This is a genomic window from Chelativorans composti (assembly GCF_039541695.1).
In the GTDB taxonomy this organism is placed as follows: domain Bacteria; phylum Pseudomonadota; class Alphaproteobacteria; order Rhizobiales; family Rhizobiaceae; genus Chelativorans; species Chelativorans composti.
Genome location: NZ_BAABGS010000069.1, coordinates 18,402 through 33,289 on the forward strand (window position 1 = coordinate 18,402; position 14,888 = coordinate 33,289).

A 14,888-nucleotide genomic window follows, 5' to 3' on the forward strand; every position below is an offset into this window, starting at 1 on the left:
TCCGGAGGAGAGGCCGGCTAAGGAGGAGCTCATGAATCGCGGATTGCGTCATGCCGCGGACAGCTATGATGTTGTTGTGCTGGGAGCCGGCGCGGGCGGCATGTCGGCCGCGGTGTTCGCGGCGCTGGAAGGCGCCAGGGTGCTGCTTGTCGAGCGCACTGAATATCTGGGAGGTACGTCCGCCTTTTCCGCTGCCACGACGTGGATACCGCTGACGCATCACGCCAGGACGGTCGGCGCGGAGGACAGCTACGACAAGGTTCTGGGATACCTCGACAATGCTGTCGGCAACCGAGCGCCACGCGCGATGCGGGAAGCTTTCCTCAAGGCTGGGCCCGGCGTGGTCGCTGAACTCGAGCGACGGACCGAGATGAAGTTCCGCCCGCGACCGCTGCATCCGGATTATCTCTCCGAACTGGAAGGGTCGACCGCTTGCGGTCGTGCGCTGGAGCCGGAGCCGTTCGATGCGCGTTCCCTGGGAGATGCACTCAAGCTGATCCGCCCGCCCATTCCGGAATTCACCATCCTTGGCGGCATGATGATCGACCGTGACGACATTCCCCATCTTCTCAAGATAGGCAAGTCGCTTGAGTCGACCGTTTACTCCGCCAAGCTCATCGGCAAGTACTATATCTCCCGCCTGCGCTACGGGCGCGATACGCGTCTTGTCATGGGCAATGCCCTGATCGGCCGCATGCTCGCGTCGGCGCTGCGCCTGGGCGTGCATATCCTGACGGAGACGGAAACCGTTGCGTTGCGCTCTAAGAATGGGGCCGTCACCGGACTGACCCTCCGCCAGAATGGGGAGTCGCGCGACATCGCCGTGGCGGGCGGAATCGTCCTGGCTTCTGGCGGCTTTGCCCGGCATCCCAGGATGCGGCAGGAAAAGCTGCCCCATCCGGTGCCGGAGTACAGTCCTTCGGCGCCGGGTCACACCGGCGCACTGCACGACCTTGCCTTCGAGCTCGGCGCCCATCACGGCGAGGAAGCCGCACAGCCCTGCTTCTGGGCCCCCTGCTCCATCCGCCGCAGGCCGGACGGAACCATGGCGGTTTTCCCGCACTTCGTTCTGGATCGATCGAAGCCGGGTATCATCGCCGTCGGCCGCGACGGCCGCCGCTTCGTGAACGAATCCACCAGCTACCATCTGTTCGGCGCGGCGCAGTTTGCGGTAAACCGCGACGGCTCGCACATTCCCGTCTACCTGATCGCCGACTCCCGCGCGCTCGCGAAGTACGGCATGGGCATGATCCGGCCGGGCGGTTCGGACATCAGACCGTTCCTCGCCGATGGCTATCTGACGGAGGGCGCGACTCTCGAGGAGCTGGCCGGCAAGCTCGGCATCGACGCCGATGGCCTGAAGGACTCCGTCGCCCGCATGAACCGCTATGCCGAGACCGGCGTGGACGAGGATTTCCAACGCGGCACCACCGTCTACCAAAGGGTCAACGGCGATCCCTCCCACGGGCCGAACCCGACGCTCGGCAAGCTTGAGACGCCTCCGTTCTACGCCGTCCAACTTTGGCCGTGCGACATCGGATCGGCGATGGGTCTTGTCGGGGATGAGAATGCCCGGCTGCTGCGTCGCGACGGTTCGGTCATCGAGGGGCTCTACGCCTGCGGCAACGACCTGCAGTCCATCATGGGAGGCGTCTATCCCGGCCCCGGCATCACCATCGGCCCTGCCATCGTCTTCGGTGCAATCGCAGCGCGCCACGCGGCGGCCCGGGCCGGCGCGTCCCGGCGGAGCGAGGCAGCATGAGCAAGGTTCTCGTCACCGGCGGAAGTGGCTTTGTTGGGCAACCGACCATCGCCCGGCTGATGGCGGCCGGCCACGGGGTCCGCGTCTTCGACCTCAAGCCGCGGCAGGAGGCGCTTCCTGCCGGCGTGGAGGTCGTCGCGGGTGACGTGACCGATGCGAAGGCGGTGTCGGCTGCGGTGGAAGGCTGCGATGCGATCGTGCATCTCGCCGGTCTGATGACGGTCGATTGCGCCCGCGATCCGGTGCTGGGTGCGCAGGTAAACGTGATGGGCAGCGTCAATGTCTTCGAGGCTGCGCGCCAACGCCGACTGCCGGTTGCCTATCTCAGCACGGCGGGCGTGTACGGACCGGACGATGCGGTCCATCCCCTGCCCATGTCCATTTACGGGGTTACCAAGCTCGCCGTCGAAGGTATCGCGCGTGTTTACTGGCTGGACCACCAGGTTCCGAGCCTCGGGCTGCGCCCCTACATCGTCTATGGGCCCGGCATCAGTTCGGGGATCGCGGCTGGTCCGTCGATCGCAATCGCTGCAGCGCTCCGCAGGGAGCCGGCGACCATCCGCTTTTCCGGGCGTGTCGGCTTTGTTTACGTGGGAGATGTTGCCCGCCTACTGGCCGCCGCTGTCAGTGGCGGTCTGTCCGGGGCCCGCGTGCTCACGATGGCCGGGGATACCCATGCCATGGAGGACTTCGTGGCCGAGCTCGCGCGCCAGACGGGGTGGAGCGAGATCACCATCGAGGGCGCTCCGCTTCGCATCCCGGCTGATCTCACCTCTGATCCGGTTCCGCCGGATCTTGGCAGCCATCCCGTGACTCCGATCGCGGACGGAATATCGCAAGCTTTAACCGAGCTCAGGGAGAGAGCCCGTGCACTTTAGCACCCTACCGGCACACTGGCGTCCCGACGGGGCGGCCAGCTCGCACCGTGCCGCCTCCATTCAGGCTGAAGCGGGAGAAAAAGCATGACCGCTCCGCTCAGGATCGACGGGGAAACGAAGGTCTTCCCGATTATCGGCCATCCGATCGGCCAGGTGAAGTCGCCTGCGTCTCTCAGCCAGATCATGGCAGACCGCGGTTTCAACGGCATTGTTGTCCCCGCGCACATCCTGCCGGAAGACCTGAGCGCATGGCTGGACCAGGCCGGTGCCCTGCGCAACTGCGACGGCATCATCGTCACTGTCCCGCACAAGGGACCGTGCTTCAGCCACTGTACACGCGTTACCGCACGGGCCCGCGCCGCGGGAGCGGTCAACATCATGATCCGCGACAGGGACGGATGGCTGGGCGACGCCACCGACGGCCAAGGTTTCATGGATGGTGTTGCGGCGGAAGGCTTCGACGTTTCCGGCAAGCCCGCCCTGCTGGTGGGCGCAGGCGGCGCCGGATCGGCGATCGCCTACGAGATCCTGGCGCGCGGCGCCACGGAACTTGCCATCCACGACATCGACGCGGTCCGTAGGGACACGCTGATCGAGCGTCTCAAGGTCTTTTTCCCGGGCCGCGTGCGGGCAGGGAGCCCGGATCCGAGGGGCGTTGCTCTGGTTGCGAACGCGACACCCCTGGGGATGAGGGAGGGCGATCCGTTCCCGGTAGATGTGGATCTGCTGGTTCCCGAACAGTTCGTCGGCGATGTCGTCACCAAGCCCGCGATCACCCCGCTGATCGCGGCCGCGCGAAAGATCGGTTGCGCAACAATGCCGGGATCTGGAATGTTCAGCGCCCAGGCGGTTCTGCTCGCCGAGCTGCTGATGGGCGTACGGAAACTGGAGATAGCTGATTAGAGAACTGTGATCCCGCAAGGGAGGCGCGTTCTGGCGCAGGCAAGACGATCGGGAGGCCCCGTCACGCGAAGGGCAATGGTCAGTGGTCTGCGGCAGTTTCGGGAGGGCTGAGAAGCCTGCTGCTCGCGGTGTCCGGATGGTCGCGGATGCAGCTCGAGGAATATCCGGGGATATGGGAGGAATGAAATGCTGAAACAATTACTGGCCACCACGGCCGCCGCACTCGCTCTGTCGGCCGCGACCGCTTCTGCTGATGTGAAAATCGGCTCGATCGTCGAGCTTTCCGGCCCCGGCGCTGCCGCGGGTGTCAACTTCCATGACGGCGTGAAGATGGGCTTCGAGGAGATCAACGCTGCCGGGGGCATTCTCGGCGAGAAGGTGGAACTCCTTGAGTATGACAGCCAGACTGATCCGCAGGTCAGCCGCGCGATGGTGCAGCGTGCCATTGACGACGGCGTCTATGCCATCACCGGCACGGTGTTCTCGTCCTCGACCGTGGTGAACATGCTGGTCGCCCAGCAGGCCGGCATTCCGCAGTTCACCGGCTCCGAGGCGCCGTCGATCGTCCAGAAGGGCAATCCGTACATCTTCCGCACCGCGTTCGGCTCCCAGAAGGGCATGCCGAAGGTGGCCAAGTACATGGCTGAGGAGATGGGCATCAAGAAGGTTGCTCTCGTCTGGGCGAACACCGAATTCGGCAAGGGCGGCTATGACGCTTTCATCGAGCAGGCCAAGGTCTATGGCTTCGAGATCGTTGCCGACATTCCCACCGAGCAGGCCCAGACCGACTTTTCGGCCGACGTGGTGAAGGCCAAGAACTCCGGCGCCGACGCCGTCTTCGTCTACCTGACGGAAGAAGAGAGCGCCCGCTTCCTGCGAGAGGCGCAGAAGCAGTCGATTGGCCTGCCGATGATCGGCGAGACGACCCTGATCGGCGCCAAGGTGATCGAACTGGCCGGTGATGCAGCCAATGGTGCGATGGGCCACGTGGGCCTGTCGGCTGATGCCGGCGTTCCGGCCATCACCGAGATGGTGGACCGCTTCAAGATCAAGTACAAGTACACGCCGGATCATAACGCCATCAAGGGCTACACCGCCGCCTGGACCATCAAGTGCGTGACCGAGCAGATCGGCAAGTTCGACCGCGAGGCCTTCGTGGAGAAGATGCACGGGCTCACGTTGTCGGTCGAGGAATGCCCCGGCATCCTGATGACGACCAGCTGGGATGACACCGGCGAGATGTCCCGCGAGAGCTTCTTCGTCGTGGTCGAAGACGGCAAGCAGACCGTCAAGGCTATCCTCCCGCCGAACTAAGGACCGGCAGGCCGGCCGGCGGCCTTGCCGCCGGCCGGTTCCGAAGAACGGCAATCAATATCAACGCCCTCTACGAGGACGCTAATGACTGAGTTCCTTCAGCTCATCCTATCGGGCCTGGCTGCAGGGTCGATCTACGCCCTGGCGGCGGTGGGCTTCACGCTCCTGTGGCAGGCATCCCAGACCATCAACTTCGCGCAGGGCGAGTTTGTCATGCTGCCCGCCTTCTTCGTGCTGGTCGGGATGACCGTTCTGGGAATGCCTATGTGGCCGTCGGTGCTGTTCGCGCTGGTGGTGTCGCTTCTCATTCTCGGCGTATTGTTCAAGAAGCTGATCGTGGAGCCGATGCTGCCCCACGGGACGCTGCCGCTGGTCATCGCCACCATCGCCCTCGGTCTCCTGCTCAAGGAAAGCGTGAAGGAATTCTATGGCGCGACCGCCCAGCCCTTCCCGCCTGTCTTCCCGCAGACCGTGCACCAGATCGCCGGCGTGAGCGTGTCCATGCAGGATGTCGGCAACCTCATCGTGTCGATGCTCGTCATTGGCGGCCTGCAGCTGTTCCTGAACCGCACACGCACGGGGCGCTGCATGCAGGCAACGGCACAGAACCCGCAGGTGGCGGAAATTCTTGGCGTCAACATCAAGCGAATGGTGATGTACACCTTCCTCATCAACGCCGCGCTGGCCACGGTCGCCTCCGTCCTGATCTCTCCGATCTATCTCGCCAAGTTCTCCAATGGCGAGACGCTCGGCGTCGTCGCCTTCACCGCAGCCATCGTGGGCGGCTTCAATCAGATCCGCGGCGCGCTGGTGGGCGGTCTCCTGATCGGGGTGCTGGATAACCTTTCTGCGGTCTACATCTCGGCCCAGTACCGCTCGGCAATTCCTCTGATCCTGCTCATCATGATCCTTCTCCTTCGCCCGCAGGGCCTTCTCGGAACTGCGGAGGGACGCACGGTATGACCCCGCTCAAGCTTTTCCTCATCGCCGCTGGCATTGTCGCCCTCTTCGTGGCTCCGCTGGGCCAGGGCAACTACATCATCTACATCCTGTCATCCTGGCTCATGTTCTCGATCGCCGCGATGGGCCTCAACCTGACGCTCGGATATGCCGGTCAGGTTTCGCTCGCACAAGCTGGCTTCATGGGCATCGGAGCCTATATCACAGCCCTGATGACGCTTGCCGGCATCCACTGGGCAGTCGCCGTGGTGGCTTCCGTCTCGGCCTGCTTCGTCATCGGCCTGCTGCTCGGCTATCCGGCGCTCCGCGTCCAGAACCACTTCCTTGCCTTCGTGACGCTTGCCTTCAACACGCTGCTTTTTCTCGTCTTCCGCAACGAGGAGGAGATTACCGGCGGCTCGTTCGGCCTGGTTGGCATGCCGCGCCCGAGCTTCTTTGGCGTCTCGACCGCCAAGAACCTGCAGTTCTACTATGTCACGCTCGTCTGTTTCCTGATCGCGGCCGGCGCGCTCTGGTGGATCCTGCGCTCGCCCTGGGGACGGGCCTTCAAAGCGCTCCGCGAGAATCCGATCCGAGCAGAGAGCCTCGGCCTGAAGATCCGCCGCCAGACCCTGCTCGCCTTCGCCATCGGCTCCGCCTTCGGCGGTCTGGCGGGCGCCGTGCAGTCGCCGCTGGTGCAGTTCATCGAGCCGGGCAGCTTCGGGCTCATCCACTCGCTGAAGATCCTGCTCATGGTCGTCGTGGGCGGTGCAGGCTACTTCTTCGGGCCCATGCTGGGTGCGGCTATCGTTATCCTGCTTCCCGAGACGCTGCGCTTCACCGAGGGCTACTATCTCATCATCTATGCCACGGCCGTGATCGTCCTCATGGTCTATTCCCCGGGCGGTCTGATCGGACTCGGCCAGAAGATCTACAACCGGCTGAGGCCGGGCTACGAGGCTCGCCGTGATCTGCAGCAGGGGGTGCAGCTGTGACGGAAACCATTCTTTCTGTACGCAACATGTCGAAGCATTTCGGCGGCATCCGCGCCGTGAACAACGTGAGCTTCGACGTGAAAAGGGGCGAAATCCTCGGCCTGATCGGGCCCAACGGCTCCGGCAAGTCCACGCTTTTCAACTGCATCCTCGGGCAGCTCAAGCCCACGAGCGGCCATTGCGAGATCAAGGGCAGGTCTACCGATGGAGTGCGGCCCGCCGATCTTTCGCTGATGGGCGTGGGACGCACGTTCCAGCAGCTCTCCGTCTTCCCGAAGATGACCGTGCTCGACAACGTCATTCTGGCCGGTCAGGAGCACGTGGGAACCATGTTCTCCCGCCTGTTCGGCCCGTCGGATGCAGGTCTCACGGAAAAGGCTGAGCAGCTCATCGAGTTTTTCCGCCTGACGCCCTACCGGGACACCGAGGCGGGATCGCTCTCCTACGGCCAGCAGAAACTGGTCGATGCGGCGATGGCCTTCATGGCCGGGCCGGACATCGTGCTGCTGGACGAGCCAGCGGGCGGCGTCAACCTCACCATGCTCGCCCATCTCAAGGAACGACTGCAAACCTACAACCGCGAGCACGGTACGACCTTCGTGGTCATCGAGCACAACATGGAATTCGTCATGTCGCTTTGCACGCGGATTATCGTGCTGGCGCAGGGCGAGATTATCGCCGAGGGCAAGCCGGAGGAGATCCGGTCAAACCAGACGGTCATCGACGCCTATCTGGGAGGCTGACATGCTGGAACTGCGCGACGTAACCGGCGGATATGGCCGGATCACCATTCTGAACGGGACCAGCTTCACGATCCCGAAGGCGTCGATCACCACGATCATCGGACCGAACGGCGCGGGCAAGTCGACGGTGTTCAAGGCGATCTTCGGCCTGCTGAGCATCCATTCCGGCCAGATCCTGCTGGACGGCGAGGACGTGACGCGCCGCACGCCCGCGGAGATGATCGCGCGCGGTGTCACCTACGTGCCGCAGGGCCGCAACGTGGTGCCGCAGCTGTCGGTCTACCACAATCTGGAGCTGGGCGGCATCACGTCCCGCGACCAGGCCAGGGTCAAGCGCCGCATCGAAGAGGTGATGGACCAGTTCCAGATCCTGCGCGAGTTCAAGGATCGCAAGGCGATCGAACTTTCCGGCGGCCAGCAGAAGCAGCTCGAGGTCGCCCGCGCCCTGCTGCTCGATCCCAAACTGATGCTGATCGACGAACCTTCCATCGGCCTTTCGCCCAATATCGTGCAGGAGGTGTTCCAGACACTGATCCGCCTGCGCGACCTGGGCGTGACGATCCTCATGGTCGAGCAGAACGCCAAGGCAGCGCTCGCCATGTCCGACTACGGGATCGTTCTGGAGCTCGGCCAGACCCGCATGCACGACAGGGCTGACAAGCTGCTCAAGGATCCGCGCGTCGGCCAGCTGTTCCTCGGCGGCCATGTCGAGGAGACAGTCTAGGAGGGGGCTTGCTGAGGTCCATGAGCCGATGAGGCAGGCATTCTAGAGAGTTGCCCAGTCCTGCCTCAGCTCTTCGCCCGTCATGCGCGGAATTCCCAGCCCCTTCAGCGATGCGGCCACCGTCGCCACGAGATCCCCGTTGCCGTCGGCCATGCGGCCATCAGGCAGGAACAGGTTGTTCTCGAAGCCCACCCGAAGGCCTCCGCCGAAAAGGGCCCCCGCAACCGTGCAGTCCGCCTCGAAGCGGCCGAAGGCGCAGACCATGAAGCGGGGGAAGCGTGGCTGTCCCTCTGCCAGGAACGGCAGCAGGTCGCGTGGCAGGGAGGTCTGGTTCACGGTGTAGCGGCCCAGCACATAGAGAACCGGCGGCTCCTCGTAGGGGACCACCCCGCGCTTTCGCAGGTCGTCGAGCAGAAGGGCCTCGGATGGATCATAGAGGATGAACTGGGGGGCGATCCGCTCCATCTTCAGCCATTGCAGGAAGCCGGCCAGCGTCGCTTCCCCCGAGGACGATGGCAGCACCTCCCGCAGGGCAAGTGACACCGCTTCCGGACGGACGGCGCGTACGACCTCCATCTGCTGGTCAGGGCCGTACTGGCCCAGCGCCTCCGTCGTGATCTGAATGACCAGGCGGTCGCGGACCTCGGCGCGAATCGCCCCGATCGCCTGCCTGTAGGCTTCCGCATCCAGAAGATGCTTTCCGTCCCGGTCACGCACATGGACGTGAATCATCGCGGCCCCCGCATCCAGGCATTCGGCAGCGGTCCGCGCCAGCTCCTCAGGTGTCATGGGAAGAGCCGGATGGTCGGCCTTCGTGCGCCGCCCGCCGTTCGGTGCTACAGCGATGGGAACCGGCGGAAGGCTGTCTGGGGTGTGCTGCATCGGGTTTTCCTCAGGTGGACTTCACGCTCATATTTCATGCGATTTGCAATTGCGAAACTGGTATTGCATTGGTCATGCGCGAAGGCTAGCCTCTAGCCATGGAGGACTTGCCCATCAAACCCGTGCAGGACTTTATGTTCGTTAGTGGTCTTGTAAATCGGCGTTGTCCGGGTATGCGCACCGGCTGCCAGCAGCTGGCCGCGGCAGGACGGGAAAAGGCTCGTCCGTGCGGTTCCTCCAGAACCAACAGGATTTGTGCGGTACCGGCAGGCCGCCCGGATATTTCGCGTGGCAGGCTCGGTCGTGACCGGCTGCCGTGGCAGGCAGGAGCCACGGTTTCAATTTTTCCGAATACAGTTTGTGCAAGTAGGAAGGTCTGCGCCGCATGACGCGCTTGATGCATCGTTCTCTCCTTTCAACGCCACCTGTCGCAACCTCTGCCCGTGGCATCGAGATCTTTGATGCGGACGGACGTGCCTACATTGACGCGTCCGGCGGCGCGGCCGTTTCCTGCCTTGGTCATGGTCATCCGGCGGTCCTGGACGCGATGCGCCGGCAGATGGAGGCGGTGGCCTACGCGCACACCTCCTTCTTCACGACCGAAGCGGCCGAGCGGCTCGGCGAGCTGCTGATCGAGGATGCGCCGGAAGGTCTTGAATACGTCTATCTGGTCTCAGGAGGCTCGGAGGCGGTGGAAGCGGCGCTGAAGATGGCGCGGCAGTATTTCGTTGAGATCGGTCAGCCGCAGCGGCGCCATATCATTGCGCGCCGCCAGAGCTATCATGGCAACACGCTTGGCGCTCTCGCCACGGGCGGTAACGAGTGGCGGCGCCAGCAGTTCCGCCCCCTGCTGATCGAGACGCATCACATCGACCCCTGCTTTTCCTACCGCTTCAGGGAGGAGGGCGAGACGGACGAGCAGTATGCAGCCCGTGCTGCCGGCGCGCTCGAGGAAAAGATCCTTGAACTTGGGCCCGACACGGTCCTGGCCTTCGTGGCGGAGACCGTGGTCGGCGCAACGGCGGGCGCGGTACCGCCCGTTGCCGACTATTTCCGGCGGATCCGCGAGATATGCGACCGCTACGGCATCCTGCTGATCCTGGACGAGGTGATGTGCGGCATGGGGCGCACGGGCTCGCTTCACGCCTGCGAGCAGGAGGGCATCGCCCCCGACCTGATGACCATTGCCAAGGGTCTGGGCGGCGGCTACCAGCCGATAGGCGCGGTGATGGTGTCCGGAAAGATCTATGATGCAATCAGGGCCGGTTCGGGCTTCTTCCAGCATGGCCACACCTACATGGGCCATCCGATGGCGGCGGCTGCCGCGGTTGCGGTTCTTGAAACCATCCGGGGCGACAACCTTCTCACCAATGTCAGGGCGATGGGCGACCTGCTGGACGAGCGCCTGCGGGCCCGTTTCGGCAACCACCACCATGTCGGCGACATTCGCGGACGCGGACTGTTCCGGGCCATCGAACTGGTCGAGGATCGGGCGACCAAACGCCCCTTCGCTCCCGCGCGCAAGGTTCATGCGGCGATCAAGAAGGAGGCGATGGCGCGTGGCCTCATGGTCTATCCGATGGGAGGAACCATTGACGGGGCGCGGGGCGATCACGTGCTTCTTGCGCCGCCTTTCATCGTCAAGCCGGAGGATATCGACCGCATCGTGGAGCGGCTTGGCGAGGCCGTCGACGCGGTGATCGGGTAGTCGGACATACGATGAAGCAATCGGGGGGAGTAAGCTTCGCCGATTTGCGTTAATATCAATCATTCGCCAGAAGCGAGCTCTGTGCACGGGAGCTGGCGCTGACGGGAACATTTTCGTACCAAACAGGGAGTGAGTTGCATGAAAAGACACGTACTTCTCGGAGCTGGACTGGCTGCGGCCATGGTTGGGTCGCTGATGACAGGCACGGCCTCGGCTCAGGAGCAGCGCTTCATTTCCGTCGGAACGGGCGGCGTGACCGGCGTGTACTATCCCGTTGGTGGAGCCATCTGCCGTCTGATGAACCAGACCCGCCGCGAGCACGGCATCCGTTGCTCCGTTGAGTCCACGGGCGGTTCGGTCTTCAACGTCAACGCCATCAAGGGCGGTGACCTGGAATTCGGCGTCGTCCAGTCTGACGTGCAGTACAATGCCTATCATGGTGAGGGGGGCTTCGCCGAGGGCGGCCCGCATGAGAAACTCCGCTCGGTCTTCTCGCTTCATCCCGAACCTCTGACGATCGTTGCGCGCGCAGACTCCGGCATCACCGACTTCGACAGCCTCAAGGGCAAGCGCGTCAACATCGGCAACCCTGGTTCCGGCCAGCGCGCGGTGATGGATCTGCTGATCAACGAGAAGGGCTGGTCGTATTCGGATTTCGCGCTGGCAGCCGAGCTGGCTCCGGCCGAGCAGAGCTCGCAGCTTTGCGATAACAACATTGATGCCTTCGCCTATACCGTCGGCCATCCCGCGGGCGCGATCCAGGAGGCCACGACCACCTGTGATTCCAGGATCATCCCGGTTGAGGGCGAACTCATCGACCGTCTGGTCGAGGAGAACCCCTACTACTTCAAGGCGGTCATCCCGGGCGGCATGTACAATGGCAATCCGGACGACGTGAACACGTTCGGCGTGGGCGCCACGGTCGTCACCTCCGCCGATGTGCCGGACGATGTCGTGCGGGCGTTCGTGGATTCGGTGTTCCGGGATTTCGAGGCATTCAAGGGCCTGCATCCGGCGCTTGCCAACCTGACCCCCGAGAGCATGGTCAACCAGGGCAATTCCGCGCCGCTGCATCCCGCTGCTGAGGCCTACTACAAGGAGAAGGGCTGGCTGAAGTAAGCCTGCCGCGGGCGGGAGCAGGGCCCGTTGGGAAACGGTTGTGCTTCTGCCCATCGCGCGCCGCGCGCTTGAGCGCGGCGCCGCCTAGCAGTGAGGGCGTATTCCGGAGCGGTTTGGGCCCGGCGTATTTCCGCCGGCTGCCGGGGCCGGAAAGCCCCGGCTCATTCCCGGTCTGAATTTCGGGATGAGCCTGAGGCGGTGTCCTCGACTTTTTCTCCAATCGAGTACCGGGGAGGGGAACCCGATGGCAGTTGAGAACGGCAAACCTGGCTCGACGGCGCCTCTGAGCGAAGCCGAATTGCAGGATCTTGTGGCGGCGACCGATACTGGAGCAAGAAAGCCGGTTGGATATGCCGCATGGGTGATTTCTGGAGTTGCGCTCTGCTGGTCGCTGTTCCAGCTTTACATCGCGTCTCCCCTGCCGTTCACGCTGAGCAGCCTCACCGGCCTGCCGCTGGTGCTGAACGACACGCAGACGCGGTCGATCCACCTGGCGTTCGGCCTGTTCCTTGCTTTCATGGCCTATCCGGCGCTGGCCAGCAGCCCGCGCGACCGGGTGCCGGTCCAGGACTGGATTTTCGCGATCCTGGCCGCCTGCACCGCGCTCTACATCAGCGTGTTCTACGCCGAACTTGCCCGTAGGCCGGGCCTGCCGATCACGCAGGACCTCGTCGTTGCTGGCCTGGGCATCATCTTCCTGCTGGAAGCGACGCGGCGCGCCCTCGGTCCGCCCCTGTCCGTCGTCGCCCTTGTCTTCCTCGCCTATGTCTTTTTCGGCTCGTCATCCTGGCTGCCTGAGGTGATCCGCTGGGGCGGAGCGTCCTTCGGCCGCGCGATGGACCAGATGTGGCTATCCACCGGCGGTGTATTCGGCGTGCCTCTGGGCGTGTCATCAGCATTCGTCTTCTTGTTCGTGCTGTTCGGCTCCATGCTGGACCGCGCGGGCGCGGGCAACTTCTTCATCAAACTGGCTTTTGCCCTGCTCGGACACCTGCGCGGCGGACCGGCCAAGGCGGCCGTGCTTTCATCGATGATGACCGGCCTGATTTCCGGTTCGTCCATCGCCAACGTGGTCACCACCGGCACCTTTACCATCCCGCTCATGAAGCGCGTGGGCTTCACGCCCGAAAAGGCCGGTTCGGTCGAGGTGGCGAGCTCCGTGAACGGCCAGATCATGCCGCCGGTCATGGGCGCTGCCGCCTTCCTGATGGTGGAATACATCGGTATCCCCTACATCCAGGTTATCAAGCACGCCTTCCTTCCGGCGGTCGTCTCCTACATCGCGCTGCTCTACCTCGTGCACCTGGAGGCGGTTCGCAACGACATGCCCGTGCTGCCGAAGCGCGTGCAGACCACCGGTGTGCAGTCGCTCCTGCGCTTTGGCATCGTCGCAGCCTCGGTCATCATCCTTGCCGGAGCGGCCTATTACTTCATCATGTTCGTGCGGATGCTGATGCCTGACGCGTCGGGACCGGTGCTGATCGTGCTGCTGCTTGGGGTCTATCTGGGCCTCATGTGGTACGCCGCGCGGCAGCCGGATCTCGAACTGGACGATCCGAATGCCCCCGTCGTGGAGCTGCCGCTCGTCAAGGACGTCATCAAGACGGGCTTGCACTATCTCTTGCCGCTGTTTGTGCTGGTCTGGTTCCTCATGGTCGAACGCCGCTCGCCGGGACAGTCCGCCTTCTACGCGGTGCTGCTGCTCATCGTGGTGGTCCTCACGCAGAAACCCCTCAAGGCGCTGTTCCGCGGTCTTCAGAGCTCGCAGCAGATGGCTGCGCTGCGCGAGGGCTTTGATGATCTCGTGGCCGGTCTCATCGCCGGCGCCCGCAACATGATCGGCATCGCCTGTGCCACGGCGGCCGCCGGCATCATTGTCGGCACGGTCACCCTCACCGGCATCGGCCAGGTGATGGCGGAGTTCGTGGAACTCCTGTCCGGCGGCAACATCTTCCTCATCCTTGTGTTCACGGCGATCATCAGCCTGATCCTTGGCATGGGCCTGCCGACGACGGCGAACTACATCGTCGTGTCGTCGCTGATGGCGCCTGTGATCGTTGAGGTGAGTACCGCGAACGGCGTGCTGATCCCGCTGATTGCAGCGCACATGTTCGTCTTCTACTTCGGCATCATGGCGGACGTGACGCCACCCGTCGGCCTTGCCTCCTTTGCGGCGGCGGCCGTCTCCGGCGGCGATCCGATCCGGACCGGTTTCGTGGCCTTCTTCTACTCGCTGCGCACGGTCCTGCTGCCCTTCATCTTCGTGTTCAACACGGATCTTCTGCTCATTGACGTGAGCTTCCTGGGCGGCATCTGGATCTTCTGCCTGGCAACGGTGGCGATGCTGATCTTCGCAGCGGCAACGCAGGGCTTTTTCATGGCGCGCAACCGCATCTGGGAGACGGTGGCACTGCTGCTCGTCACCTTCCTGCTTCTGCGCCCCGGATTCTTCCTCGATCTGGTCCAGCCGCCGTTCCAGATGGTGGAGCCGCGAAATCTGTATGAGACGGTGGCAGCCGAGCCGGACAATGCGGAGATCCGCCTCAAGGTCGTGGGACAGTCGTTCAGCAATCCGGACCTGACCCGCGAGCGGACCATGTCCTTCAGCCTCGGACCTGCGGGCGAGCCCGGTGACATTCGTCTGGAAAAGTCCACCGGCCTCGTCATGCAGATCGAAGGTGACACCATCACGCTCGAGGAGCCGATGGACCTCAACAGCCTCGCCGGCCGGGCGCTCTCGGACTTCGACTTCTATGCCGACGAACCGGTGCGGGTGTCAGAGGTGGAGGTGAGCGCGGATCGCATGCCCCGCGAGGTCTTCTACATCCCCGCCGTGCTGCTTCTGGCGCTGGTGGTTTGGTCGCAGCGTCGGCGTGGTGGAACGCTTGCCGGCAATCCAAAGGCCGTCTAGGAGCCCAGGG

Annotated in this window: 12 protein-coding genes; 11 read left to right on the top strand and 1 reads right to left on the bottom strand. The window is 63.8% G+C overall.

Annotation, left to right across the window (positions count from 1 at the left end):
• Positions 1-31 precede the first annotated feature (31 nt).
• The 8 genes from ABD906_RS12250 (at position 32) to ABD906_RS12285 (ending at position 8,258) form a co-directional block, all read left to right on the top strand.
• On the top strand, positions 32-1,762 hold the full coding sequence (locus tag ABD906_RS12250) for an FAD-dependent oxidoreductase (protein ID WP_345099690.1): 1,731 nt from the start codon (positions 32-34) through the stop codon (positions 1,760-1,762).
• Positions 1,759-2,640: an NAD-dependent epimerase/dehydratase family protein gene (locus tag ABD906_RS12255; protein WP_345099691.1), complete on the top strand. Its 882-nt coding sequence runs from the start codon at positions 1,759-1,761 to the stop codon at positions 2,638-2,640. Before ABD906_RS12250 ends, ABD906_RS12255 begins: the two co-directional genes overlap by 4 nt.
• An 84-nt stretch (positions 2,641-2,724) precedes the next feature.
• Positions 2,725-3,543, top strand: coding sequence for a shikimate dehydrogenase family protein (locus tag ABD906_RS12260; protein ID WP_345099692.1), 819 nt, complete (start codon positions 2,725-2,727; stop codon positions 3,541-3,543).
• A gap of 186 nt (positions 3,544-3,729) precedes the next feature.
• Entirely contained in the window at positions 3,730-4,857 is a 1,128-nt protein-coding gene (locus ABD906_RS12265; protein WP_345099693.1) for an ABC transporter substrate-binding protein, read from the top strand.
• 84 nt (positions 4,858-4,941) lie between these two features.
• A complete protein-coding gene (locus tag ABD906_RS12270; protein ID WP_345099694.1) occupies positions 4,942-5,820 on the top strand; it encodes a branched-chain amino acid ABC transporter permease in 879 nt (292 codons plus the stop codon).
• Entirely contained in the window at positions 5,817-6,791 is a 975-nt protein-coding gene (locus ABD906_RS12275) for a branched-chain amino acid ABC transporter permease (protein ID WP_345099695.1), read from the top strand. Before ABD906_RS12270 ends, ABD906_RS12275 begins: the two co-directional genes overlap by 4 nt.
• Before the next feature lie 26 nt (positions 6,792-6,817).
• Positions 6,818-7,534 carry an ABC transporter ATP-binding protein gene (locus ABD906_RS12280; RefSeq protein WP_345099714.1) on the top strand — a complete coding sequence of 239 codons (717 nt, stop codon included), beginning with the start codon at positions 6,818-6,820 and terminating at the stop codon, positions 7,532-7,534.
• A 1-nt stretch (position 7,535) separates the two neighbouring features.
• Complete coding sequence (locus tag ABD906_RS12285; RefSeq protein WP_345099696.1) at positions 7,536-8,258, top strand: ABC transporter ATP-binding protein; 723 nt, start codon at positions 7,536-7,538, stop codon at positions 8,256-8,258.
• A 42-nt stretch (positions 8,259-8,300) separates the two neighbouring features.
• On the opposite strand, the gene ABD906_RS12290 is transcribed toward ABD906_RS12285, so the two are convergent.
• Positions 8,301-9,140, bottom strand: coding sequence for a beta-keto acid cleavage family enzyme (locus ABD906_RS12290; RefSeq protein WP_345099697.1), 840 nt, complete (start codon positions 9,138-9,140; stop codon positions 8,301-8,303).
• Between the two features lie 385 nt (positions 9,141-9,525).
• Between ABD906_RS12290 and ABD906_RS12295 the strand changes: the two genes are divergently transcribed.
• From ABD906_RS12295 to ABD906_RS12305, 3 genes are all read left to right on the top strand, one after another.
• Complete coding sequence (locus ABD906_RS12295) at positions 9,526-10,848, top strand: aspartate aminotransferase family protein (RefSeq protein WP_345099698.1); 1,323 nt, start codon at positions 9,526-9,528, stop codon at positions 10,846-10,848.
• Positions 10,849-10,986: 138 nt separating this feature from the next.
• The gene (locus ABD906_RS12300; protein ID WP_345099699.1) at positions 10,987-11,967 is read left to right on the top strand and encodes a TAXI family TRAP transporter solute-binding subunit; all 981 of its coding nucleotides are present in this window, start codon (positions 10,987-10,989) and stop codon (positions 11,965-11,967) included.
• A 244-nt stretch (positions 11,968-12,211) separates the two neighbouring features.
• Entirely contained in the window at positions 12,212-14,878 is a 2,667-nt protein-coding gene (locus ABD906_RS12305; protein WP_345099700.1) for a TRAP transporter permease, read from the top strand.
• The last annotated feature ends 10 nt before the right edge of the window (positions 14,879-14,888 follow it).

Coding starts and splice junctions, on each gene's coding strand:
- ABD906_RS12250 (WP_345099690.1), top strand. CDS start 32: ATGAATCGCGGATTGCGTCATGCCGCGGACAGCTATGATGTTGTTGTG.
- ABD906_RS12255 (WP_345099691.1), top strand. CDS start 1,759: ATGAGCAAGGTTCTCGTCACCGGCGGAAGTGGCTTTGTTGGGCAACCG.
- ABD906_RS12260 (WP_345099692.1), top strand. CDS start 2,725: ATGACCGCTCCGCTCAGGATCGACGGGGAAACGAAGGTCTTCCCGATT.
- ABD906_RS12265 (WP_345099693.1), top strand. CDS start 3,730: ATGCTGAAACAATTACTGGCCACCACGGCCGCCGCACTCGCTCTGTCG.
- ABD906_RS12270 (WP_345099694.1), top strand. CDS start 4,942: ATGACTGAGTTCCTTCAGCTCATCCTATCGGGCCTGGCTGCAGGGTCG.
- ABD906_RS12275 (WP_345099695.1), top strand. CDS start 5,817: ATGACCCCGCTCAAGCTTTTCCTCATCGCCGCTGGCATTGTCGCCCTC.
- ABD906_RS12280 (WP_345099714.1), top strand. CDS start 6,818: ATGTCGAAGCATTTCGGCGGCATCCGCGCCGTGAACAACGTGAGCTTC.
- ABD906_RS12285 (WP_345099696.1), top strand. CDS start 7,536: ATGCTGGAACTGCGCGACGTAACCGGCGGATATGGCCGGATCACCATT.
- ABD906_RS12290 (WP_345099697.1), bottom strand. CDS start 9,140: ATGCAGCACACCCCAGACAGCCTTCCGCCGGTTCCCATCGCTGTAGCA.
- ABD906_RS12295 (WP_345099698.1), top strand. CDS start 9,526: ATGACGCGCTTGATGCATCGTTCTCTCCTTTCAACGCCACCTGTCGCA.
- ABD906_RS12300 (WP_345099699.1), top strand. CDS start 10,987: ATGAAAAGACACGTACTTCTCGGAGCTGGACTGGCTGCGGCCATGGTT.
- ABD906_RS12305 (WP_345099700.1), top strand. CDS start 12,212: ATGGCAGTTGAGAACGGCAAACCTGGCTCGACGGCGCCTCTGAGCGAA.